Annotated in this window: 16 protein-coding genes; 12 read left to right on the forward strand and 4 right to left on the reverse strand. The window is 60.7% G+C overall.

Annotated elements, in window-relative coordinates; translation table 11 throughout:
• The first annotated feature begins 204 nt into the window (after positions 1–204).
• From ASC85_RS15490 to ASC85_RS15500, 3 genes are read left to right on the forward strand one after another with little or no spacing between them, the layout of a single operon-like run.
• Complete coding sequence (locus ASC85_RS15490) at positions 205–1,635, forward strand: efflux transporter outer membrane subunit (RefSeq protein ID WP_057450233.1); 1,431 nt, start codon at positions 205–207, stop codon at positions 1,633–1,635.
• Positions 1,632–2,735, forward strand: coding sequence for an efflux RND transporter periplasmic adaptor subunit (locus ASC85_RS15495; RefSeq protein ID WP_430458895.1), 1,104 nt, complete (start codon positions 1,632–1,634; stop codon positions 2,733–2,735). Before ASC85_RS15490 ends, ASC85_RS15495 begins: the two co-directional genes overlap by 4 nt.
• Positions 2,732–5,806 (forward strand): efflux RND transporter permease subunit, encoded by a 3,075-nt coding sequence (locus ASC85_RS15500; protein ID WP_057450234.1) that lies wholly within the window; start codon positions 2,732–2,734, stop codon positions 5,804–5,806. Before ASC85_RS15495 ends, ASC85_RS15500 begins: the two co-directional genes overlap by 4 nt.
• Before the next feature lie 69 nt (positions 5,807–5,875).
• On the opposite strand, the gene ASC85_RS15505 is transcribed toward ASC85_RS15500, so the two are convergent.
• Together ASC85_RS15505 and ASC85_RS15510 are read right to left on the reverse strand one after the other, a co-directional pair.
• Positions 5,876–6,742 carry a helix-turn-helix domain-containing protein gene (locus ASC85_RS15505; RefSeq protein WP_057450236.1) on the reverse strand — a complete coding sequence of 289 codons (867 nt, stop codon included), beginning with the start codon at positions 6,740–6,742 and terminating at the stop codon, positions 5,876–5,878.
• Positions 6,743–6,771: 29 nt separating this feature from the next.
• The gene (locus ASC85_RS15510) at positions 6,772–7,545 is read right to left on the reverse strand and encodes an acyl-homoserine-lactone synthase (RefSeq protein ID WP_057450237.1); all 774 of its coding nucleotides are present in this window, start codon (positions 7,543–7,545) and stop codon (positions 6,772–6,774) included.
• A 616-nt stretch (positions 7,546–8,161) separates the two neighbouring features.
• Here ASC85_RS15510 and ASC85_RS15515 point away from each other — a divergent pair.
• Positions 8,162–8,761, forward strand: a complete 600-nt coding sequence (locus tag ASC85_RS15515; RefSeq protein ID WP_057450238.1) for a LysE family translocator — start codon at positions 8,162–8,164, stop codon at positions 8,759–8,761.
• Positions 8,762–8,854: 93 nt separating this feature from the next.
• Here ASC85_RS15515 and ASC85_RS15520 read toward each other — a convergent pair whose 3' ends face one another.
• Together ASC85_RS15520 and ASC85_RS15525 are read right to left on the reverse strand one after the other, a co-directional pair.
• A complete protein-coding gene (locus ASC85_RS15520; protein WP_057450240.1) occupies positions 8,855–9,583 on the reverse strand; it encodes a helix-turn-helix transcriptional regulator in 729 nt (242 codons plus the stop codon).
• Between the two features lie 387 nt (positions 9,584–9,970).
• Positions 9,971–12,628 (reverse strand): excinuclease ABC subunit UvrA, encoded by a 2,658-nt coding sequence (locus tag ASC85_RS15525; RefSeq protein ID WP_057450243.1) that lies wholly within the window; start codon positions 12,626–12,628, stop codon positions 9,971–9,973.
• A 630-nt stretch (positions 12,629–13,258) separates the two neighbouring features.
• Between ASC85_RS15525 and nosR the strand changes: the two genes are divergently transcribed.
• The 8 genes from nosR to nahK all read left to right on the forward strand — a co-directional run bounded on the left by nosR (position 13,259) and on the right by nahK (position 25,121).
• Entirely contained in the window at positions 13,259–15,427 is a 2,169-nt protein-coding gene (gene nosR, locus ASC85_RS15535) for a transcriptional regulator NosR (RefSeq protein WP_236712363.1), read from the forward strand.
• Positions 15,428–15,480: 53 nt separating this feature from the next.
• Positions 15,481–17,400, forward strand: a complete 1,920-nt coding sequence (gene nosZ, locus ASC85_RS15540; RefSeq protein WP_057450247.1) for a TAT-dependent nitrous-oxide reductase — start codon at positions 15,481–15,483, stop codon at positions 17,398–17,400.
• A 25-nt stretch (positions 17,401–17,425) separates the two neighbouring features.
• On the forward strand, positions 17,426–18,739 hold the full coding sequence (locus tag ASC85_RS15545; RefSeq protein ID WP_057450249.1) for a nitrous oxide reductase family maturation protein NosD: 1,314 nt from the start codon (positions 17,426–17,428) through the stop codon (positions 18,737–18,739).
• Positions 18,736–19,653: an ABC transporter ATP-binding protein gene (locus ASC85_RS15550; protein ID WP_057450251.1), complete on the forward strand. Its 918-nt coding sequence runs from the start codon at positions 18,736–18,738 to the stop codon at positions 19,651–19,653. Before ASC85_RS15545 ends, ASC85_RS15550 begins: the two co-directional genes overlap by 4 nt.
• Positions 19,650–20,480, forward strand: coding sequence for an ABC transporter permease (locus tag ASC85_RS15555; RefSeq protein ID WP_057450253.1), 831 nt, complete (start codon positions 19,650–19,652; stop codon positions 20,478–20,480). Before ASC85_RS15550 ends, ASC85_RS15555 begins: the two co-directional genes overlap by 4 nt.
• Before the next feature lie 30 nt (positions 20,481–20,510).
• Positions 20,511–21,038, forward strand: a complete 528-nt coding sequence (locus ASC85_RS15560) for a nitrous oxide reductase accessory protein NosL (protein WP_057450255.1) — start codon at positions 20,511–20,513, stop codon at positions 21,036–21,038.
• A 347-nt stretch (positions 21,039–21,385) separates the two neighbouring features.
• Positions 21,386–22,549 carry a nitric oxide-sensing protein NosP gene (gene nosP, locus ASC85_RS15565; RefSeq protein WP_014338439.1) on the forward strand — a complete coding sequence of 388 codons (1,164 nt, stop codon included), beginning with the start codon at positions 21,386–21,388 and terminating at the stop codon, positions 22,547–22,549.
• Positions 22,479–25,121, forward strand: coding sequence for a hybrid sensor histidine kinase/response regulator NahK/ErcS' (nahK, locus tag ASC85_RS15570; protein WP_082534392.1), 2,643 nt, complete (start codon positions 22,479–22,481; stop codon positions 25,119–25,121). Before nosP ends, nahK begins: the two co-directional genes overlap by 71 nt.
• The last annotated feature ends 79 nt before the right edge of the window (positions 25,122–25,200 follow it).

Consider the following 25,200-nt stretch of genomic DNA (forward strand, 5'->3'; position numbering starts at 1 on the left):
CATTTCAACAGGCCCCCGTTTTTATCGCGAGTTTTCCAGCCGGCAGCTGTCCCCAATTTCCACGCCAGACATTGGAACGGGCGCGGGGTTAAATACCTGCCACACGAGCCTCACCAAGCCATCGTTAATGATCTGCCACCTCCCTGAGTTGCGCCGATGCCGGGTGCCTTGCTGTTTTCATCGTTGACACCCCTAGAGAACACTATGCATGTCTTCAAGCCCCCAGAGAGCGTATTGCTGGTGACACTGTGTGCGGTAGCCTTGAGCGGCTGCGTACTGGGCCCTGACTATCGGGTGCCAGACGTCCCGATCGCCGCTAAATGGCAGGCCCCGGTGCCCCATGGCGCGTCCGTGGCCGCGTTGGCCGACTGGTGGCGGCAATTCGATGACCCGACATTGGCCGAGCTGTTGCGCCTGGCTGAAGCTGACAGCCCCTCCATGGACCAGGCCTGGGCCAATATTTCGCTGGCCCGTGCGACCGCCAACAGCGACGCCGCCGATGCCTTGCCCAAGTTCGACGGCAGGCTGTCCGGTGGTCGAGGCGGGCAGCAGACCGGTTCGGAGCGCCTGGGGGGATCAGGCTCTTCGGCAACGATGGATGCCGCCTGGGAACTCGATCTGTTTGGCAAGTTGCGCCGCAACAATGAAGCGGCCAGCTCCCGCGTCGAAGCCCGGGTCGATGACTGGCATGACGCGAGGGTTTCCCTGGCGGCCCAGGTCGGTGATGACTACGTGCAATACCGGGGTTGTCAGAAATTGGTACTGGCCTACCGCGACCAGGCCCAGTCGCAGCAAGAGACAGCGCGCATGACGCGCCAGTCGTACGGGGCGGGCTTCACGTCGTCGGCCGACGCGGCGCTGGCCGATGCCAGTGCCGCCAGCAGCGCCGCGACTCTGGTCCAACAGCAGAGTGAATGCCAGGTGCTGCTCAAAAGCCTGGTGACGCTGACCGGCAGTGACGAAGGGCGACTGCTGGAAATGCTTGGCCACACCCCGGCACAACTGCCGCAGCCGGCCGAACTCAACGTTCGGCAAGTGCCGGCCGACCTGCTGCGCCAGCGCCCGGACATCGCTTCCCGCGAGCGTGAGCTGGCCGCGGCAAATGCCGAAATCGGCGTAGCCCAGGCCGATCGCCTGCCGAGCCTGAGTCTTTCTGGAACGATTTCCGTGGGCACCATGGTGGGCCAGCGTAACCGCTCCTGGTCCTTGGGCCCGGTGCTGTCGGTTCCGCTGTTCGACGGTGGCAAGCGTCGTGCTGCTGTGGACGGCGCCAAGGCCTCGTATGACGCGGCCCTCGCGGCCTATCGCCAAACGCTGCGCACCAGTGTGATGGAAGTGGAGCAGGCGCTGGTGCGACTTGATGCGGCACGTCGCCGGGAATCGGACGTGGAGCGCTCCACCGCCGGCTTCCGGGAGTCCTTCGAGGCCATCGACCGCAGTTGGCAGGCCGGCAACGTCAGCCTGCTGGACCGGGAAACCGCGCGCCGCCAGGCGCTGACCGCCGAGATTGAATTGATTACCTTGCAGCAGAATCAAGTGCGTTACTGGATCGCCCTGTACAAGGCGCTGGGAGGCGGCTGGCAAGCCGACCAGCCCCTGGCGCGGAGCCGGGCATCGAACGGAGACGGCGCGTGAGGTCCAGGCCAGGCAAGTTCACGTTGGTCATCGTCGTGTGCGCACTCATCGTCGCGCTGGTCTATTTTCGCCGGGGCGCCGAGCCAGTCGAGGCTGCTCCCCAGGTCAGCAGCTTGAGCGTGGAGGTCGTCCAGGCGCAACGCCAGATCTGGCCGCAATTGCTGTTTGCCAATGGCGCGCTCGCCCCCTGGCAGGAAGCGGTGATCAACGCCGAGACCAGCAATTTGCGCATCGCCAGCATCGAGGCTGATGTGGGCAGCCGTGTCAAGAAGGGCCAATTGCTCGCCACGCTGGCCAGCGAAACGGTGGTTGCCGAAGAAAACAAACAGAAGGCGCTCGTCGCTCAAGCCAACGCCAACCTGGAGCAGGCCCGTTCCAATGACCGTCGGGCCCGGGTCGTCGGGCAGGGCGGCGCACTGTCGGAGCAACAACGCGAGGACTACCGGATCAAGGTCGCGCTCGCCGAAGCTGATCTCGCCAGCGCTCGTGCCGAATTGCAGAGCACTCGGATCAGGCTCGGACAGACACGCATCGTCGCCGTGGACGATGGCGTCATTTCGGCGCGCACTGCGTTGCTCGGCAAAGTGCTCTCCGCCGGCGACGAGTTGTTTCGCATGGTGCGCGATGGTCGCATCGAATGGCAGGCCGAGCTGGATGCCCGCCAACTGGCCCAGGTGCAGCCTGGCCAAGTTGCCCGCATGACGTTGCCCGGCGGCCAGAGCCTGGAAGGGCGAGTGCGGCTGGTATCGCCCACGTTGAATACCAAGACCAGCCGGGGATTGATCTACGTCTCCCTGCCAACTGACAGCGCCGCCCAGGCTGGCATGTATGCCAGTGGCCAGATCGAGTTGGCGCCGCGCGAGGCCCTCACTGTGCCGGACACCGCCGTCATCCTGCGGGATGGGCGTTCCTATGTGTTCACACTCAATGACGATATGCACGTTGTCCAGCGACCGGTGGTGGTCGGCCGACGCTTGCATCAGGCCGTGGAGATCCTCAGCGGTCTCGATGAGCCTGCCCGCATCGTGCGCGCCGGCGGTGCGTTCCTCAATGACGGTGCGAGTGTGACCCTCGTTCAATCCCAGGTCGCCCAGCCATGAACGTTTCGGCCTTGTCGATCCGCCATCCGGTCCCGGCCGTCATGCTGTTCATTCTGCTGACGCTATTTGGCTTGTTGGGTTTTAAGAAGCTCGCGATCCAGGATTTTCCGGACATGGATTTGCCAGTGGTGGTGATCAGCGCCTCGCTGGAAGGTGCGGCCCCGGAGCAACTGGAAACCGAAGTGGCGCGCAAGATCGAGGACAAGCTGACGTCGCTGCGCCTGCTCAAGCACGTGACGACAAGCATCACCGACGGTGCCGTCAACATCAGCGTCAGCTTTGACATCGACAAGGATGGCAACGAGGCACTCAACGAAGTGCGCAACGCAGTGGACAGTGCCATGGCGCAACTGCCGGCGAGCCTGGACACACCGTCGGTTTCGCGGCTGACCACCAGTGCCTCGGCATTGCTCACCTATGTCATCGATTCCGACAACCTGGACGAAGAGGGCTTGTCCTGGTTCGTCGACAATGAGTTGAGCAAGCAACTGCTGGCGGTGCCCGGGGTAGCAATGATCTCGCGCATGGGCGGCGTGGACCGGGAAGTCCAGGTCAATCTCGACCCGGCGCTGATGGCGGGCCTGGGCATTCGTGTGGCGGATGTCGCCAACCAGTTGCGGGCCATGCAGAAGGACAATTCCGGTGGCCAGGGCAATCTGGGCAGTGGCCAACAAGCCATGCGTACCTTGGGCGCCATTGACGATCCGGCGGTACTCGGTGCCATTGATATTCCCAGCGGCGATGGTCGCCTGCTTGCCCTGGGGCAGTTGGCCGACATTCGTGACACCCACGCCGAGCGCAGCACCCGGGCATTTCACGATGGCAGGCCGGTGATCGGCTTCCAGGTCACCCGTTCCCTGGGGTTCTCTGATGTCGGCGTCGCGAATGATGTGCGCAAGGCCATGGCCACCTTTGGCGAACAACATCCGAACGTGCAAATCGTTGAAGCCAGCGACACGGTCAAGGCCGTGCTCGCCAATTATCACGACTCGATGAATTTGCTGTACGAAGGCATGCTGTTGGCGGTACTGGTGGTCTGGTGGTTCCTGCGGGACTGGCGCGCCACGCTCATTGTCGCCACGGCGCTGCCGCTGTCGATCATTCCCACTTTTGGGGTGATGTACCTGGCCGGTTTTACCCTTAACTCCGTTTCCCTGCTCGCCCTGGCACTGGTCATCGGTGTGCTGGTGGACGATGCCATCGTCGAGATCGAGAACATCGCGCGGCACCTGCGCATGGGCAAGACTCCGCTCCAGGCCGCCACCGAGGCTGCCGACGAAATCGGTCTGGCGGTGCTTGCCACGACCGTTACCCTGGTCGCGGTGTTCCTGCCCACGGCGTTCATGGGCGGCATCGCTGGGAAGCTGTTTCGCCAGTTCGGCGTGACGGCTTCGGTCGCGCTGTTGTTTTCACTGCTGGTGGCGCGGCTGCTGACGCCGATGATGGCGGCTTATTTCCTCAAGACAAGGAACGAAACCGACCATGACGGGCCGTTGATGACCCGCTACCTGGGCTGGATCCACACCAGCCTGACTCGGCGCAAGACGACAATGGGCCTGGCCGGCCTGTGCTTCGTCGGCGCCCTGGGATTGGTTCCTTTGCTGCCCACCAGTTTCCTCCCCGCGCAGGACACCGGTCGCAGCAAAGTGACCTTGGAACTGCCGCCGGGAACGACATTGGCGCAAACCACCGCGGTGGCCTTGCAGGCCAGTGAGCGGTTGCGCGAGCTACCGGACGTCAAGCACGTGTTCAGTTCGGTGGGGACCGCCAGCAGTACGGGCGCCGGGCCTGCCGATATCACCGGCGCCGGCGATGCGGTCCTGACGGTGGAGCTTGCGCCCCGAGATGCTCGTGATCGCAAGCAGGTGGAGGTCGAAGCGCAGATGCGCCAGGCGTTGCGCACCCTGGCGGGGGTACGCATCAACGTTGGCGGCGATGGCAGTGGAGAGAAACTCAATATCGTGCTTGCCAGCGATGATGGCGATCTACTGGAGCGCACGGCAAGTGCCCTTGAGCCCCAGCTACGTGAGCTGCACGGGATCGGCAATGTCTCGTCCAGCAGCGCCTTGCAACGACCGGAAATCCAGATGCGGCCGGATGTTGCCCGGGCAGCGGAATTGGGCATCACCAGCCAGGACATCGCCGATACCTTGCGCATGGCGACTTATGGCGAATATTCCTCGCAACTGGGTAAGATAAATTTGTCCCAGCGCCAGGTGGACGTGCGGGTGCGCATGGATTCGCTGTTGCGCGACGATTTGCAGGCGATCAGCCAATTGCGGGTAACCGGGCGAGACGGCCAGGTCGCCCTGGCTTCGTTGGGGGAACTCAGCATGGGCAGTGGGCCGGCGCAAATCAGCCGACTGGACCGCTTGCGCAACGTCACCCTGTCTATCGAACTCAACGGTCGTAACCTGGGTGAGGTCATGGCTGAGGCCCGCCAACTGCCGGTGATGCGCAACTTGCCAGCCGAAGTCAAACTGGTGGAGCAGGGCGAACTGCAATTGATGACGGAGTTGTTCGCCAGCTTCGGCCTGGCCATGGCCATCGGTGTGTTTTGTATTTATTCAGTCCTGGTGTTGTTGTTTCACGACTTCTTGCAACCGGCCACGATTCTGTCGGCACTGCCGCTCTCGCTGGGTGGCGCGTTGTTGGCCTTGTTGGTGTGCAACTTCAGTTTTTCCCTGCCATCGGTCATTGGCTTGTTGATGCTGATGGGCATCGTGACCAAGAACTCCATTCTCTTGGTGGAGTACGCCATCATGGCTCGCCGCGATTATGGTCTGGGTCGATATGATGCGTTGGTGGATGCCTGCCACAAACGGGCCCGTCCAATCCTGATGACCACCATTGCGATGGGGGCCGGGATGTTGCCGACGGCGATGGGAATGGGCGAGGACCCGAGTTTCAGGCAACCGATGGCGGTGGTGGTCATGGGTGGCTTGCTGACATCGACGCTGTTGAGCCTACTGGTGGTACCGGTGATTTTCACTTACGTCGACGATGCGCTGGGCTGGCTGAAGCGTCGCATTCGATCACCCAAGGAGAAAGGTTCGCTGGAGGAGGCATGAAGGGCAAGCAATATTCCCCCAACAAGTACTCGACCCGGTCAGTGAGCGAGCAATCGTTGGGGGGATAGGTTATACGGCTTGTTGAATCGGGTTACTGCCATTCCATTCCATGTGAGCCGGTGCGGCATCCATTGAATGCATCCAGCGGATCAGCGAACGACGCCCGCCAATCCCCATCTTTATGGCGGCGCGCTTGAGATAACTTTCGACTGTATTGACCTTCAGGTTCAGTTGTTCGGCAAGTTCGGGGGCGGTGCGCCCGGCCAGCAGACCTACGCACACTTCCGTTTCGCGAGAGGACAGACTCAATCCCGACAGTTGCAGTCGATCAGCGAACCTTTGGCGCAGTGCTTCCATGCCGCCATTTTCCGATGCGTCCAATGCCAGGAAAGGGTCCTGTCGTGTCGACTCCGGTGGAACAAGGGCCGCGACGTGCTCTTCGACCATAGGTAATAAGAGACAGGAAAAATCTTTTAACAGTGCATGTTCTTGTGCGGTAAATCCCTTTGAAAGAGGCGAACGGTAGATGGACAGCACATAACGATGACCATTCTTGCGGGTCGTCAGGTGTAATTGCGTCGTCGTGCTATAGGCGGGGACTTTGTCCGAACGCTCGCATTTAAGCAGGCACCGAGAAAAGTTAGGTATTTTCTGTGGCGTCGCGTCTTCAAAGAGAATGTCGTCGGCGAGGAAAAAGGGTTTGGCGGTGTGCGTGTCCATGAGCGCACCCACGCAAGCGTTGTCCATGCCGACGCAACCTATGCTGGAGGTGCTGGGTTCCGACATATTACTTGTACCGATCCGTTGCTCGGTAATATGTGTTGCGTCTACGGGTATTTCCGTAAGTATCAGGTCGTGCAACATGCGCGGGAAATGGCGGCTGCCTGTACTGGCAATGACTTTGCCAACGTGCGGGAATAATCGTTGTAGGTTCATCCTTTCTCCAAAATCATCCAATTATTTGATTAAAGCTGCAGTTCAGTGTGCAGGGCTCTCTTTGCCAGAATATTTCGGTCGGGGAGTCTCTTGGTCGTGTCCAGGGATTTATGGAGTGTATCTGATGAGCGGTCGGTAATTAGTGGGTGGGTAAGTACGGTTGCTCGGTCGATGGCGTTTTTGCTGAGGACCTCCTCATAAGTTTTCAAAGTGCATGGCAATGTGCCGTAAATTACATGTTCTCCCTTCGAACCTGATGCTGTATTGAGTCTTTCAATCGCCCATCCAGAACGTTTCAGGATTTTTTCCATCAGGGTGTCAATGACGATTTCATAGGTGTGAATCTTTTGTTGTTGGGCGAACTTAATCATTGACAGGAAAAGTGCCGCCGTGCGAATGTCTACATTGGCTCGGGTGAGTTTTCCCGTGGAAGAACGATCAGTCGAAAGTGCAAACCTCGTGGCTTCCCAACAGTGATCCAAGTTCGGTCTGTTTTTTTCGGTTGGAAGGATAAAGCTCAGGGCGCCACTCATCAGTGTGGGTTTGCTGGAGGGGCGTAGTCGAACACAGCCGGTAACGCGATCGTTTTCATGGGCGTAGATATACATCGCGTCGGGGTCGTCGTATTCATCCCACTCATAATCGCTACCTTGATAACTTCCTATGTCCCACTTCTTTCGATCGATGAAGGCGAGTTTACGAATGGACAATATTTGCTCGAGGGTTCTGAGGGGGATTTTGGAGTAGCTTACGATGCGGGTGGAAACGCCGGAAAATCCATAGGTGCATGGGGAGTAGTTCATGACTGCGACTTCTTGGCTACAGGTGAAGCTACTGTTGACTCTGCACTAAGGTATTTCAACTGTCCTAAAGTACAGTCTTTGATTTATAGAGTGTGCAGCCTAATTAGTGGGCGGGGATTTTGGGGTTGAATTATAACTACTGGGGAGCTCGTTAGTTTTGAAATGGTATTGCTGGGAATCCAAAATAGTATAGGTGAGGCATGGTGGCGGACTGGTGCTGATTGAAGAGAGTTGATGTAGGAGTGATCTATTGTTTTTTTGACGATCCTAAAAAAACTCTCGTAAGCAACTGATCTTGTTTTGATCAAAAAATTGACGCCTTGAGATATGGCGCCAGTACCTGTAAGCAAAGGGTCATCTAGTTGTGGGCACGCTGACTTCTTTCGCAGGCAGACTTACGGGCAGTGAGTCTGAAGGATATCGATTGGCGAACGGATTTAGGCGGGTGGCACATTGATGGTGGTCTAGTGTGATTGCTCTATTTAAGGCGGTTGTCCGACCTCGTATGACTGAGGTGGCTGGCTTGATGCGACTCGGCTTGAAGTCATGTGGAAAGATGATGGATTGATCTGGCCCTGAAAATTAGCCGTACAGGCTGCTGATATGGATGGATGTTATGAATTATATTGCGCTTTCGTTGTTGACCGTGTTGTTGGTTCCGGGGCCGACGAATTCATTATTGTTGCAGACGGGTGTAAGTAGAGGACTCAGTTCGCATTCGATGCGCTTCATCGTCGCCGAATGGCTGGCATACGTTATTCAGATGACGATGTGGGGGGTATTCATTGACTTGCTGATGGCGGATCACTCGTGGGTGGTGATCGCTACCAAGATTTTTGCCGTGTGTTTTCTTTTTTATATATCCTTGAAACTTTGGTTCTCGGTAAAAGATCACGCGCCTGGCGCCATGAAGGGTATTACTGTGCCGGATTTATTTGTGGCAACACTGACAAACCCCAAAGGTTTGTTTTTTGTTTCCTTCGTTGCGCCGGCGGGAACATTCCTGTCGCTGGATAACTGGCTGTCATTCATGCTGCTATTTTCAGTCATAATTTTTCCGGTGGGATTGGTGTGGATCGCGGCCGGCGCTTTTTGTGGTCGAAAATTTCACGCGATTGTATCCGGGCGATTTCTAAATCGAGCCATCTCTCTGGTGATTGGGTTGTTTGCCTGCGGCATGCTTTTCAATATCGCATCCCAAGTGAGTTTCACCTGAGTGTGCTCTGATATTGAACTTGAGTGGCGTCGGGTGCGAAGGGGGGCGGGATCTTGGTTGGCTGGGTAAGCAAATTTTAACACTAGGCGTTATTTAGATGAGGTTCAACTGCGCTGCTTTGAACATGGCTTGCTTGACATTGGTGCACTCCATTTTTTCAGTCATTTGCTTGGCATGAAACTTCACTGTTCGTTCAGTGATGTTCATGATCAAGCCGATTTCTTTATAGTTTTTCCCAAGCGCAAGCCAACGCAAGAATTCAACTTCCCTGGGCGATAGCTTGAGCGTGCTCTCTGCACTGATTTCAACCGGACGGTGTTGGTTGGCGATAACGCTGAGTGTTTGGATGATGACCATATTCTCCCGGACGATGGTAGGGAAGTCGGGGTCATTTTCTTCTGAGGATAAATGAATGGAGCCGAATGATCTGCCCGGCTCATGAATCGGAATGGTGAACCCTTGCTTGATGCCATAGGATGCGGACTGATCAAATATTTCCGGATTGTTGCCTATCTCTTGTGGGATTTCATCCCAGAAAAAGGGCGTGGCGGTAATGGCTGTGTTGGCCATGACAGGGTCTGATTTATGAAGTGAGTTCTTACGGTAGGTGTCCACCCATTCGGCGGGATAATTGCTGTGGATGGAGACTTTTGAGTTATCGAAGGGGGTGGATTCCAGATGAACATAAGCAAATTTTTCAAGCCCTAGTTTCGAGAACATCCAGCCTAGTATCTCGGTATACTCGTCGTGGCTTTTTCCTGGAATGTTATGCTCCACCTCTTGAATTAAATTGAGCAGGTGGCTTGAAATGGGTTTGAGCATAGTGGCCGCGCTCGCAAACTATTAGTGTGAATACCTGTATTTAGCAGAGGTTTCACCTTGATATTCGCCAAGCGGAGGAGGGTAGTTTTATAGCGTTAGCATCAACACCCGCTCGCCGTTTTTTGAGCGCCATCGGGGCTGCGAAGGGGGCTGGAGTATCGAATGGATTTTTCCAGTTCATAGGGGGTCGTTTCAGGGCGCGATAATGACCCCTCATGCCGCCGTGCAATGCTTGTTCTCTCAACAGGGGTGATGTCATTTTGCGTCCTTGCCTGTGCAACCTCAGCCCTTTGCTCCTGAGGTTGTAGTTATACGACTACTGAAACGTTTAACTGGAGGGCAGTATAGACAGCTTTTAGCAACAGCGAGAAACATTAAAAAAAGCCTTTAATTCTCCTGCTGCATAGCTTTTTTCAGGAACCCTGCCGTTCGACTCTCCCGGCATTTCGTCACGGTCTGCGGATCCCCGCACACGACTACCTTTCCGCCTTGGGTGCCAGCCCCCGGGCCGATATCGATGACCCAGTCACTCTGCGCCACCACCCGCATGTCATGCTCCACCACAACCACCGTATGACCTTCTTCCACCAGTCGATTCAACTGCACCAGCAAACGGTCCACGTCCTGGGGATGCAACCCATTGGTTGGCTCGTCCAACACATATAACGTTGCGCCCCGGGCCTTGCGCTGCAGTTCCGTCGCCAGCTTGATCCGCTGGGCTTCGCCGCCGGACAGTTCCGTGGCCGGTTGGCCCAGACGCAGGTAGCCCAGTCCGATATCCTGCAGTACTTGTAACGAACGCTTGGCCGCCGCATGCTCGGCAAACACCTCGATCGCCTGGTTCACGGTCAGTTGCAATACCTGGGAGATGTCCAGGCCCTGCCAGCGAACCTCTAGGGTCTGCGGGTTGTAGCGCGCGCCGTGGCAGGTGGGGCAGGGCGCGTACACGCTGGGCATGAACAACAATTCCACGCTGACGAAACCTTCACCTTCGCAGGTCTCGCAACGGCCCTTGGCGACGTTGAAGGAAAACCGTCCGGCATCGAATCCCAGTGCTTGCGCCTGCTCGGTTGCGGCGAACAGTTTGCGCACGTGATCGAACAGCCCGGTGTAGGTGGCGAGGTTGGAGCGCGGGGTGCGGCCGATGGGTTTCTGGTCCACCTGCACCAGCCGCTTGACCGCTTCAAGCCCAGCGGTAACGTGCCCGGCGCTGGTTTGCAAGGGTTCGTCTTCCAGGCTTTGTTCATCGGGTTCGGCGTTGGGGCTGGCCTGGCCCAGGTGGGCGCCGACCAGATCCAGCAGGGCCTGGCTGACGAGGCTGGATTTGCCTGAGCCGGAGATGCCGGTCACGGCGGTGAAGCAACCCAAGGGGAAGGCGGCGCTCAAGTTGTCGAGGTTGTTGCGGGTGATGTCTTCCAGGCGCAGCCAATCCTTGGGCGCTCGGGGGCTGCGCGGCGCGGGGGATTCTTCGGCAAAGAGGTAGGCGCGGGTGCGTGATTCCGACACCTGGCCAAGGCCTGCCGGCGGACCGCTGTAGAGGACTTTCCCGCCTTGTTCGCCGGCGTCCGGGCCGACGTCGATGAGCCAGTCGGCGCGGCGCATGGTATCGAGGTCATGTTCGACCACAAACACCGAGTTGCCCGCTGCCTTGAGGCGTTGCAGGGCACCGAACAGCGCTTCGCTGTCGGCCGGGTGCAGGCCGGCGGAGGGTTCGTCCAGCACGTAGATCACCCCGAACAACTGGGAATTGAGCTGGGTCGCCAGGCGCAGGCGTTGCAGTTCGCCGGACGAAAGTGTTGGCGTGCTGCGTTCGAGGGCGAGGTAGCCCAGGCCGAGGTCGATCAGGGTGACGATCCGTTCCAGCAGCTCGGCGGCGATGCGTTGGGCGGCCAGGCGTTTCTCCAGGGAGAGGTTGGGGGTGTGGCGCGCGTCGGGTCCACCCGCGTGCGGGTTGTCGCCCCTGGAGGCGCGTTGCTCGCGGGCCTCTCGGGTTTGCCGGTGGCTGAGGACGTCTCCGGTTTCTTCGGCCTGTTCCAGGTAGTCGGGCGCCAGGACGCCCTTGAGTACTTCGGCCAGCTCAAGCAACGGCAGGTGCGACAGCTCGGCGATGTCCAGGCCGGCAAAGGTCACGGTCAGCGCCTGGCGTTTGAGGCGCTTGCCCTCGCACACGGGGCAGGGGCTGGCGCGCATGTATTGCGCCACGCGTTTGCGCATCTGCGCGCTTTGGGAGTGCATGAAGGTGTGCAACAGGTAGCGCCGCGCGCCGCTGAAGGTACCTTGGTAACTCGGTTCCAGCTTGCGTTTGAGGGCGGCGCGGGTCTGGGCCGGCGTCAGTCCCGCATAGACGGGAACGGTCGGGGTTTCTTCGGTGAAGAGAATCCAGTCCCGCTGCTTCTTCGGCAGGTCGCGCCAGGGGATGTCGACGTCATAGCCCAGGGTCACGAGGATGTCCCGCAGGTTCTGGCCCTGCCAAGCCATGGGCCAGGCGGCCACGGCGCGCTCGCGGATGGTCAGCGACGGGTCCGGCACCATGGACGCTTCGGTCACCTCATAGACCCGGCCCAGGCCATGACATTCCTGGCAGGCACCCTGTGGCGTGTTGGGCGAGAAGTCTTCGGCATAGAGCATCGGTTGCTCGGCCGGGTAGCTGCCGGCACGGGAGTAGAGCATGCGAATCAGGCTCGACAGGGTGGTGACGCTGCCCACCGATGAGCGTGCGCTGGGGGTGCCGCGCTGTTGCTGCAAGGCGACTGCCGGCGGCAGGCCCTCGATGCTGTCCACGTCCGGCACGCCGACCTGGTCGATCAGGCGCCGCGCATAGGGTGCGACGGACTCGAAATAACGACGCTGGGCTTCGGCGTAGAGCGTGGAGAAGGCCAGCGACGACTTGCCGGAGCCCGACACGCCGGTAAACACCACCAGGGCATCGCGGGGGATGTCCACGTCGACATTCTTGAGATTGTGTTCACGGGCGCCGCGCACCCGGACGAAACCGGTGCCTTGCGGCAAGTCAGCGGTTGAAGCGGGGGCGGAGCGTGGGGGCATCGGGCATTCCTTGTGAACGTTGGTGCAACGCTTGAGGGCGTTATGGCGTTGCATTATGGCGATGGCAGAGTGGACTGGATCACAGCGCTGACAATTATGCGACCGGGTTCAACCGCTCGCGTGCCATAAAACTTACCCTGAGCGAATGAGATGAGAAAGCTCGGCCGGTTTTTCCCATGGATCCGTCCGCCGAAAACGGACGAGGGCGCTTGCTCGCGCCGGGCGCTGTAGGAGCTGGCGAAGCCTGCGATCTTTTGATCTTGATCTTGATCTTGATCTTGATCTTGATCTTGATCTTGATCTTGATCTTGATCTTKMWCTTGCAAGTGTCTGGGGAAAGATCGCAGCCTCGTTGCACTCGACAGCTCCTACACAGCTCCTATACGGCTTCTACACGGCTTCTACACGGCTTCTACACAGCTTCTACACGGCTTCTATACGGCTCTTATACGGCTCACAGTTGCCGTAGGGCCCACGGCTCCAGCGGGAGCGCGCTTGCCGCTAAAGTGGACGGGCGTCGGTGCATGGATTCGGGCTTAAGTTTTTCCCAAGTTGATTTCAATCAAGGGCCGAAGAAGGGGCCGGCCCCTACCATGAGCGCCAAGATCCTGTCTTTAAGCCCTGGCGTCCATGACCCCTCCCTTTGTGATGCTGCACCTATCCCGCCTCTGGCTCCCCGGGCTGTTCGTTTTCCTGCTGTTGTTCACGGGCCTGGCCCAGGCCAAGGACTACGGTGACCTCCCGCAACAGCGCATCCACCATGTCCTGAATCAAACCGACTCGATCTCCGAGCCCGAAGGGCGGTTCAAGGTGCGCACGCTGTCCGCTGCCGGCAAGGTCGTGGGCTATGTGTTCCAGAGCCTGGACGTGGTGGACATTCCCGCCTATTCCGGCAAGCCGATCAACGTCCAGGTCATTCTCGACCCTGCGGGGGTGATCCTCGATGCCTACGTACTCGAACACCATGAGCCGATCCTGCTTATCGGCATCGCCGAAGAAAAACTCCACGCGTTCAGCGCGCGCTACAGCGGCATCAAGGTCAACCAACGGGTGGTGGTGGGGCATTCCAGCGATCCGAATGCCGTGACCGTGGATGCCATCGCCGGGGCTACCGTGACGGCGATGGTGGTCAACGAAGTCATCATGCGCGCCGCCCACGATGTCGCGGTGTCCCTGGGCCTGGTCAAGGGCGATGTGGGGTTGGCCGTGGCGCCGGCGCGTGTGCGCGAGGACATCTACCAGCCCGCCGACTGGAAGACCCTGACCGGCAACGGCGCTATCCGCCGTCTGCTCCTGACCCGTGGCCAGGTCGACGCTTCCTTCAAAGGCACTGAGGCCGAACAGGTCGAAACCGCCAGCGGCGAGCAGGTGAACGACACCTTCATCGACCTCTATGCCACCCACCTCAACCCGCCCACCATCGGTCGCAACCTGCTGGGCGAGGCGCAATACCGCACACTGATGGCCGAGCTCAAGCCGGGCGAGCAAGCCATCGCGGTGATGGGCAGCGGTCGTTATTCCTTCAAGGGTTCGGGATACGTGCGTGGCGGCATCTTCGACCGGGTGCAACTGCGTCAGTCCGGCGACACCATCAGCTTTCGCGACCTGGATTTTCAGCGCCTGAATGATGTGGCCCTCGACGACATGCCGGACTTCGATGAAATGGCGATTTTCATCATCCGTGCCTCCCACCGTTTCGACCCCGGCTCGCCCTGGAACCTGGAGCTGCTGGTGCGCCGCCAGACCGGACCGGTCAGCGGCACCTTCAGCAGTTTCGAGTTGGCCTATCAACTGCCCGAACCTTACCTGGAACGGCCATTGCCCACCGCCGAGCAATTGGCGGCGGCCGAAGAAGCCAGCCGGCCGATGTGGCTGACGCTCTGGTATCAGAAAAGTATCGAAATCAGCGTGCTTGGGGCCGCGTTGCTGGTGCTGACGGCGATCCTGTTTTTCCAGGACTCACTGGCCCGACGGCCGACGCTGTTGCATTGGCTGCGCCGCGGCTACCTGGTCTTCACCGTGGTGTTTCTCGGCGGCTACGCCTTGGCCCAGTTGTCGGTGGTCAATGTGCTGACCTTCGTCCACGCCTTGTTCGAAGGCTTTCGCTGGGAGCTGTTCCTCACCGATCCACTGATCTTCATCCTCTGGGTGTTCACCGCCGGCAGCATCCTGCTGTGGGGGCGTGGGGTGTTCTGCGGCTGGCTGTGTCCGTTCGGCGCGTTGCAGGAGTTGATCAACGAACTGGCGCGCAAGCTCAAGGTGCCCCAATACGAGTTGCCGTTCGCGGTGCATGAGCGCCTGTGGGCGATCAAGTACATCATTCTGCTGGTGCTCTTCGGCGTCTCGCTGGAGTCGATGGCCACCGCCGAACGGCTGGCCGAAGTGGAACCCTTCAAGACCGCCATCACCCTCAGGTTTGATCGCCAATGGTGGTTCGTGGCCTACGCCGTGGGCCTGCTGGTGATCAACCTGTTTACCCGCAAGGTCTATTGCCGCTACGTCTGCCCGCTGGGCGCGGCCCTGGCGATGCCGACCCGGCTGCGGCTGTTCGACTGGCTCAAGCGCCGCAAGGAATGTGGCAACCCCTGCCAACTGTGCGCCAAGGAATGCGAGATCCAGGCGATTCATCCCGATGGCCGGATCAATGCCAACGAATGCCATTACTGCCTCGACTGCCAGATGACCTGGCACAACGAAAACAAGTGCCCGCCGCTGATCAACAAGCGCAAGAAGCGCGGCAAGGCGACCGTGAGCGATCCGCAACTGATTCCCGTGGTGCAGGTGAACCCGGCGCCTTGAGGCACCCCAATGGCCTGTCCCTTGACCGTTTCATTCTTCATGGAGCACACAGCATGAGCGATAAAAAAAACCAAACCCCGGGCTCGGTGGGAGAACCCAGGGGTGTCAGCCGGCGCAGTTTTCTCGGCACTGGCGCGGTAACCGGTGCCGTACTGGCCGGCGCGACGGCGCTGGGGGCCGGGACGTTCACCCGTGAGTCCTGGGCTGCGGCGGCCAAGGAGGCCAAGTCCAAGATCCACGTCGGGCCCGGGGAGCTGGACGAATACTACGGTTTCTGGAGCGGCGGCCACCAGGGCGAGGTGCGGGTGCTGGGGGTGCCATCGATGCGTGAGCTGATGCGTATCCCGGTGTTCAACGTCGACTCGGCCACTGGTTGGGGCCTGACCAACGAAAGCAAGCGCATCCTGGGCGACAGCGCCAAGTACCAGAACGGCGATTGCCACCACCCGCACATCTCCATGACCGACGGCAAGTACGACGGCAAATACCTGTTCATCAACGACAAGGCCAACTCGCGGGTCGCGCGCATTCGCCTGGACATCATGAAGTGCGACAAGATCCTCACCGTGCCCAACGTGCAAGCCATCCACGGCCTGCGCCTGCAAAAGGTGCCGTACACCAAGTACGTGTTCGCCAACGCTGAGTTCGTGATCCCGCACCCCAACGACGGCCATACCTTCGACCTGCAGGACAAAAACAGCTTCACGATGTTCAACGCCATCGATGCCGAGAAAATGGAAATGGCGTTCCAGGTGATCGTCGACGGCAACCTGGACAACTCCGACGCTGACTACACCGGCAAATACGCCGCCAGCACCTGCTACAACTCCGAGAAGGCCTACGACCTGGGCGGCATGATGCGCAACGAGCGCGACTGGGTGGTGGTGTTCAACATCCCGCGTATCGAGGCGGCGATCAAGGCCGGCAAGTTCATCAACCTGGACGGCTCCAAGGTGCCGGTGGTCGATGGCCGCAAGACCGATGGCAAGGACTCCGAATTCACCCGCTACATTCCCGTGCCGAAGAACCCCCACGGGCTCAATACCTCGTCGGACGGCAAATACTTCATCGCCAACGGCAAGCTGTCGCCCACGGTCTCGATGATCGCCATCGACCGCCTGGACGATTTGTTCGCCGACCGCTTCAAGGACCCACGCGAAGTGATCGTCGCCGAGCCGGAACTGGGGCTCGGGCCGCTGCACACCACGTTCGACGGGCGCGGCAATGCCTACACGACCCTGTTCATCGACAGCCAGGTGGTGAAGTGGAACATGGACGAGGCCATCCGCGCCTACAAGGGCGAGAAGGTCAACTACATCAAGCAAAAGCTCGATGTCCAGTACCAGCCTGGCCACAACCATGCGTCCCTCACCGAAACCAGCGAGGCGGACGGCAAGTGGCTGGTAGTGTTGTGCAAATTCTCCAAGGACCGCTTCCTGCCCACCGGCCCATTGCACCCGGAGAACGATCAGTTGATCGACATTTCCGGTGAAGAAATGAAGCTGGTGCACGACGGGCCGGCGTTCGCCGAACCCCATGACTGCATTCTCGCCCGGCGCGACCAGATCAAGACCCAGAAAATCTGGAACCGCAACGATCCGTTCTTCGCCGGCACCGTGGAGCTGGCGAAGAAGGACGGCATTAACCTGGAAACCGACAACAAGGTCATCCGCGACGGCAACAAGGTGCGGGTGTACATGACGTCGATGGCGCCGGCCTATGGCCTGACCGAGTTCACCGTCAAGCAAGGCAACGAGGTGACGGTGACCATTACCAACATCGACCAGATCGAAGACGTGTCCCACGGCTTTGTCATGACCAACCACGGTGCGAGTATGGAGATCAGCCCGCAACAGACCTCATCGATCACCTTCATCGCCGACAAGGCCGGTTTGCATTGGTACTACTGCAGCTGGTTCTGCCACGCCCTGCACATGGAAATGGTCGGGCGCATGCTGGTTGAAAAGGCCTGAGTCATTCACTAGGGAGACAGGCGCAATGACCGGGAATATGCAGCATTCAAACGTTCGTCGGCCGGTCATTGCCCTGGTGTTCTGCCTGCTGTCGGGCGGCGCGCTCGGCGCGCCGCAGCCGATCACCGATTTGCCTTTGCAGGCCGAGGGCGACCAGCAATGGCGCCTGCCTGCGGGCCAGTACCGGGGCTCGTTCAGCATCGACCAGCCGATGACCCTCACCTGTGCGCCGGAGGCGGTATTCCAGGGCCAGGGCGAGGGCAATGGCGTGATCATTCGCGCCCCGAACGTGCGGATCCAGGGCTGTACATTCCTGGACTGGGGCCACGACCTGACGGCCATGAATGCCGCCGTGTTCATCCAGCCGGTTGCCCAAGGAGCGGTGGTGCGTGGCAACCGGATGCAGGGCCAGGGCTTCGGTATCTGGGTCGATGGCACGCGGGACGTCAGCCTGATCGATAACCGCATCCAGGGCGACCCCAGCCTGCGCTCCCAGGACCGTGGCAATGGCATCCATTTGTATGCCGTACACGGCGCCCGGGTCATCGGTAACCAGGTGCGCGAAACCCGCGACGGCATCTACATCGACACCTCCAGCGGCAACCTGCTCCAGGGCAATGTCCTGGAGGACCTGCGCTACGGCGTACATTACATGTTCGCCAACGATAACCGCCTGCTGGATAACGTCACCCGGCGTACCCGCACCGGTTATGCCCTGATGCAAAGCCGCCAGCTGACGGTCATCGGCAATCGCTCCGAACAGGATCAGAACTACGGGATCCTGATGAACTACATCACCTATTCGACCCTGCGCGACAACTTCGTCACCGACGTGCGCGACGGGTCCACCGGCGACACCATGATCACCGGCGCCGAGGGCAAGGCCCTGTTCATCTACAACTCATTGTTCAACCGCATCGAAGGCAACCATTTCGAGCGCAGCGCCGTGGGCATCCACCTGACGGCCGGCTCGGAGGATAACCGCATCGCCGGCAATGCCTTCGTCCACAACCAGCGCCAGGTCAAATACGTTGCCACGCGGTTGCAGGAATGGTCGGTGGATGGCCGCGGCAATTACTGGAGCGACTACCTGGGCTGGGATCGCAACGGCGATGGCTTGGGCGATGTCGCCTATGAACCCAACGACAACGTCGATCGCCTGCTGTGGCTGTATCCCCAGGTGCGCTTGTTGATGAACAGCCCGGGGATCGAACTGCTGCGTTGGGTGCAGCGAGCCTTCCCGGTGATGAAATCCCCCGGGGTGATGGACAGTCATCCGCTGATGGAAACGCCTGTCCAACCCCCGCCACGCAACAGTGCCCAGGAGGACGCGTCTTGAACGTCGTCGAGATCGAAGGCGTCAGCCAGTACTATGGCGATGTCGCCGTGCTGCGCGGGCTGGACTTGAACCTGGCCCAGGGCGAAGTGCTCGGCCTGTTCGGGCATAACGGTGCGGGCAAGACCACCACGATGAAGCTGATCCTCGGTTTGCTGCGGGCCAGCGAGGGGCAGGTGCGTGTCTTCGGCCGCGCGCCCAGCGACCCGAGCGTGCGGCAGATGCTCGGTTATCTGCCCGAGAACGTGATGTTCTATCCGCAGCTGAGCGGACTGGAAACCTTGCGCCATTTTGCCCGGCTCAAAGGTGCTGCACCGGAGCAAGTGCAGCGTTTGCTGGAAGAGGTCGGGCTGGCGGGTGCCGCGACACGGCGCGTGAAGACGTATTCCAAGGGCATGCGCCAGCGTCTCGGTCTGGCCCAGGCGCTGCTCGGCCAACCGCGCCTGTTATTGCTGGATGAGCCGACCGTGGGCCTGGACCCCATCGCCACCCAGGACCTCTATCAGTTGCTCGACCGCCTGCGTTGGCAGGGCACCAGCATCATTCTCTGTTCTCACGTCTTGCCTGGCGTGGAAGCTCACATCAACCGCGCCGCGATTCTCACCCGCGGGCGCCTGTTGGCCCTGGGCAGCCTGGCCCGGCTGCGCGAGGACGCCGGGTTGCCGACGCTGATCCGCGCCTCGGGCCTGTCGCGGGCCGACTGGCTTCGCCAGCATTGGCGCAGTGAAGGGCACGCCACCCAGGGCTGGGGCGCCGAAGGGGTGCAGGTGTCCGCGCCGGATGGCAGCAAGCTTAGATTGCTGCGCCAGCTACTGGCCCAGGATGACCCGTCGGATGTCGAGATCAAGCCGCCGTCGCTGGAGGATTTGTACCGTCATTACATGGTCCGTGCCGCGGCCGAGGAGACCAGCCTATGAATCCGGTCTGGAACATGGCCCGCAAGGAATTCAGCGATGGCCTGCGCAATCGCTGGTTGTTGGCGATCAGCCTGTTGTTCGCGGTGCTGGCGATCGGCATCGCCTGGCTCGGCGCGGCGGCGTCCGGTCAACTGGGGTTCACCTCGGTACCGGCCACGGTGGCGAGCCTGTCCAGCCTGGCGACCTTCCTGATGCCGCTGATTGCCTTGCTGCTGGCCTATGACGCGATTGTCGGCGAGGACGAGAGCGGCACCTTGCTGCTGTTGCTGACCTATCCGTTGGGTCGCGGCCAATTGCTGCTGGGCAAGTTTGTCGGGCACGGCTTGATCCTGGCCCTGGCCACTTTCATCGGTTTTGGCTGCGCGATGCTGGCCATCGCCCTGTGGGTGGACGATGTCCAGTTGAGCCTGCTGCTCTGGGCCTTCGGTCGCTTCATGGTGTCCAGCACGCTGCTGGGCTGGGTGTTCCTCGGGTTGGCCTATGTGCTGAGCAGTTTGTCGGCAGAGAAATCCACCGCGGCCGGGTTGGCGCTGGGGGTGTGGTTTTTCTTCGTGCTGGTGTTTGACCTGGCCTTGCTGGCGTTGCTGGTGCTGAGCGAGGGGCGCTTCAGCCCGGAACTGTTGCCATGGCTGCTGCTGTTCAACCCTACCGACGTGTATCGGCTGATCAACCTGTCCGGGTTCGATGTGGCGTCCAGCGGCGCCGCGGTGCTGACCTTGGGCAGCGACCTGCCGGTGTCGGCGCCTTTGTTCTGGCTGTGCCTGGGCCTGTGGATGGCGCTGCCGTTGTGGCTGGCCTATCGGCTGTTCAATCGCCGGTGCCCGTGAATTTCAATCTTGATAAGGGAGCATGCAACGATGAACAAGGTGTACCTCAAGGGGGGCCGCCTCTTGGCCGGGGTGTTGGTGTGCCTGGCGCTGGCGGCGTGCGGCAAGGCCGAACCACCTGCGGCCAGCGAGGCGGCGCTGGCGTTTCATCCCAGTGACGAGTGCCATGTGTGCGGCATGGTCATCACTGACTTCCCCGGGCCCAAGGGCGCGGCGGTCGGGGCAGGGGGCGTGAAGAAATTCTGCTCGCCGGCGGAGATGCTGGGCTGGTGGTTGCAGCCGGAAAACCATCGGGCCGACGTCAAGCTATATGTCCACGACATGGGCCGCAGCCATTGGGACACACCGGATGACGCCCACCTGATCGACGCCCGGACCGCCTACTTCGTCATCGGCAGCGGGCTTAAAGGCGCCATGGGCGTGGTCCTGGCCTCGTTCTCCGACCCCCAGGCGGCACAAAAGCTCGCCAGCGACACCGGCGGCCGGGTGCTGCGCCTGGAAGACATCGACCAGAAACTGCTGGGGCAGGCGACTGCCATGGCGCCGATGAGTCACTGATATGGTCTGGGCACCGAATAGCTCTTTGTGGTGAGGGAAACTTGCTCCTGCTGAGGTCTGTAGCAGCTGTGTAGGAGCTGTGTAGGAGCTGTCGAGTGCAACGAGGCTGCGATCTTGTCCCAGACAGTTGAGTCTCAAGCGAAAGATCAAGATCAAGATCAAGATCAAGATCAAAAGATCGCAGGCTTCGCCAGCTCCTACAGACCCCTGCGGGAGCAAGCTCCCTCGCCACGTTGTGCATCAATCTCATCCCATGGAAGCGTCCACCCGCTACCCAAGTAGCATTCGTCGACCCGCCGCGGCTTCGTACACTCAGGGCTCCTATCACGCACCCGTCGGAGGCGAAGATGCAGCAGGCCCAGAGCGAAGGTGTGGTGAGCGCCATGTCCCAGGCGACGGACGTCCAGCAGGTGGCCCAAGAGTTGGCGCGGCAGTTGTTGCACCCACACCTGGGCTTCGTGCTGTTTTTCTGTTCCGCCGAATACGATCTGCCGGCCCTGGGCCAGGCGTTGTCCCAGAGTTTCGGTGGGATTCGCCTGGTGGGCTGTACCAGCGCCGGTGAAATCACCGCCCAAGGTTATGGTCGCAACTGTGTGACGGCGGTGGGGTTCGATCACCGGCACTTTTCCATCGCCGCCGAGCTGATCGGCGAAATGGAGCACTTCAGCCTGATCGACGCCCAGCAAATGGTCGAACGCCTGGCCAGCGGCTGTCGCAGCAACGCCCTGGCGCCGATCAAGGGCCACAGTTTCGCCTTGACCCTGCTTGATGGCCTGTCCAGCCGCGAGGAAATGGTGCTGGCGGCCTTGAGCGCCGCGCTGGGGGACATCCCGCATTTCGGCGGGTCGGCCGGCGATGACAACTACCTGACCCACACCCACGTGTACTTCGAAGGCCAGTTCCACAGCGGCGCGGCGGTGGTGGTGTTGATCAATACCTGGCTGGAGTTCGAAGTCTTCACCACCCATCACATCCTGCCCCGGGAGGAGAAACTGGTGGTGACCGGCGCCGACAGCGCCTCACGACGGGTCTACGAGCTCAACGCCGAACCCGCCGCCGAAGAATACGCCCGGCACATCGGCGTGCCGGTGAGCGCTCTCGACTACCGGGTCTTCGCTGCCCATCCACTGGCGGTGCGCATCAACGACCAGTACTACGTGCGGGCCATTCAGCAGGTGCACTCGGACCTGAGCCTGAGTTTCTACTGTGCGGTGGAGAACGGCATCGTTCTCACTGCGATGACCCCCGGGCCCTTGCTGCACAACCTGCAAACGCTGTTCGACGGTTTGCAGGCCCGTCTCGGTGACCTGTTGCTGACCATCGGCTGCGATTGTTTCCTCAGGCGCCTGGAGCTGGAAGATCGCGGCGGCCTGGAGCAGATCGGCCAGTTCCTGCGCGAACAACGGGTGATGGGGTTCAACACCTATGGAGAACAGTTCAATGGCATGCACATCAACCAGACGTTCACCGGAGTTGCCATTGCCCGACATCGCGTCCCCGGCCATCGCTGAGCTGCAGGCCCAGCTCGCTGCCCTGCAGCATGAAAATCGCAAGTTGCGGCGCATCAACGAGGCGCTGATCGAACGGGTGGAGTCCGGTGTAACCCGGGGCAACGACCCGTATGCGGCGTTCCAGCACTCGGTGGTGCTGGCCGAGCAGGTGCGCGAGCGCACCGATGCGCTGAACCAGGCCATGGCTGAACTCAAGGCCGGCAATCACTTGCTGGGCGAGGCGCGGCTGCGGGCGGAAACCGCCCACCGGCATCTGATCGACGCCATCGAAAGCATCTCCGATGCGTTTGTGCTGTTCGATGAGCAGCAACGCATTGTCCTGTTCAACAGCCGCTTCAAGGCCTTCTGGGCCAACAGCCGGGTGCGCATCATCGCCGGTATGCGCCTTTCCGAGGTCAAGCGCTTGATGACCGCCAACGGACTGTTCAGCGAAGAGCCCCGGGGCCAGGCCGACGAGCACGTGCTGTATCGCTTGCAGAACGGGCGCTGGTTGCAAGTCAGCGAGCGGCCGACCCAGGAGGGCGGCCGGGTCATCCTGTTCACCGACATCACCGACGTCAAGCTCAGTGAAACCGTGCGCCGCGAGCAGGCCATCGCGCAGAAATCCCACCTGTTGCAGCGGGCGGTGGACAACTTGTCCCAGGGTGTGGCGATGGTCAACGCCCAAGGCGTGCTGGAGTTGTGGAACCGACGCTTCCTCGAACTCAGCGGCCTGGCACCGGTAGCGGCCCACCGGCCGTTCAACGAAGTGATTGCCGACAGTGAATTGCAACTGCTGACCCCGGCCAGTCGCGACAGCAACGGCCGGCTGATCCACGAATCCGAGCAGCGCCTGTCGGATGGCCGGGTCCTGGAGATCCGTACGCATCCCTTGCCCACTGGCGGCTACGTCAACACCTTCACCGACATCACCGAACGCTACCAGCACGCCGAGGCGCTGAGCGAAAGCGAACGCTGGATTCGCCTGATCACCGACCATGTGCCGGCGCTGATCGCCTACCTCAACGCCGACCTGGTCTACGAATTCACCAACAAGGTCTACGAACAATGGTATTGCTGGCCCCGTGGCGTGATGCTTGGCCAGAGCCTGCGCGAAGCCCATAGCGAGCAGCATTACCAGCGTCTGGAAGCCTACGTGGCGCGGGCGTTGGCGGGTGAGAGCGTCACCTTCGAATTCGCCGAGACCAACATCAACAACCAGGAACGCTACATGCTGCGCTCCTACGTACCCAACCGCCTGGCCAACGGCGAAGTGGTGGGGATCTTCGTGCTGATCCGCGACATCACCGAACGCCGGCGCACTGCTGAAGCGCTGCACCAGGCCTACCAGAACCTGGAACAGCGGGTCCAGGAGCGCACGGCCGAACTGACCACCCTCAACGAGCAGTTGCTGCGCGAGATCGACGAGCGCAGCCGGGTGGAGTTGCGTCTGCGGGAGGCCAAGCGCGAGGCCGAGCAGGCCAATCTGTCGAAGACCAAATTCCTCGCAGCGGTCAGCCATGACCTGCTGCAACCACTCAACGCCGCCCGGCTGTTCACCAGTGCCTTGCTTGAGCGCCGCGAGCCGGTCGCCAACGCGCAACTGGTGCGCAACGTCAGCAATTCGCTGCAGGACGTGGAGAACCTGCTGGGCACCCTGGTGGACATCTCCAAGTTGGACGCCGGGGTGATCAAGGCCGATGTCGCGCCGTTCGCCCTCAGCGAGCTGCTCGACAACCTGGCCGCCGAATACGCCCAGGTCGCCCGCAGCGAAGGGCTGGCGCTGCACTTTGTCGGCTGTTCGGTGCTGGTGCGCAGCGACATGCAATTGCTAGCGCGGATCCTGCGCAACCTGCTGAGCAATGCCATTCGCTACACCCCCAGCGGCCGGGTGGTGCTGGGTTGTCGGCGACACCGCCAGCGCGTGTCGATCCAGGTCTGGGACAGCGGCATCGGCATTGCCGAGAACCGCCTGGAGGAAATATTCCAGGAGTTCAAGCGTGGCGACGTGCAACGCCCGAACCAGGACCGTGGGTTGGGCCTGGGCCTGGCGATTGTCGAGAAAATCGCCGGGATCCTCGGGCACCGGATCCAGGTGCGCTCCTGGCCGGGCAAGGGCTCGATGTTCTCTATCGACGTGCCGCTGAGCGCCACCGCGCCCAAGCCGCTGCCGTGCCTGGACATGAGCGAGCCGATGCTCGAACGCCTGCGTGGGGCGCGGGTCTGGGTGCTGGATAACGATGCGGCGATCTGCGCTGGCATGCGTACTTTGCTGGAGGGTTGGGGTTGCCAGGTGGTGACAGCGTTGTCGGAGCAGGACCTGGCTCGCCAGGTGGACAACTACCACGCTGAGGCCGACTTGCTGATCGCTGATTATCATCTGGACCACGATCAGAACGGCGTCGATGCGGTGGCCCGGATCAATGCCCGCCGGGCCTCAGCGATCCCGGCCATGATGATCACCGCCAACTACAGCAACGAACTCAAGCAGCAGATCCGCGAACGCGGGCACACCCTGATGCACAAGCCGGTGCGGCCGATGAAGCTGAAGATTGCGATGAGTCATCTGTTGGGGCAGGCCCAGGGACATTGATCGTTCCCACGCTCTGCGTGGGAATGCATCCCGTGACGCTCTGCGTCACCTTCCAGAAGCGGAACGCGGAGCGTCCCTG

The organism is Pseudomonas sp. Root401 (assembly GCF_001425105.1).
GTDB classification, from domain to species: domain Bacteria; phylum Pseudomonadota; class Gammaproteobacteria; order Pseudomonadales; family Pseudomonadaceae; genus Aquipseudomonas; species Aquipseudomonas brassicacearum.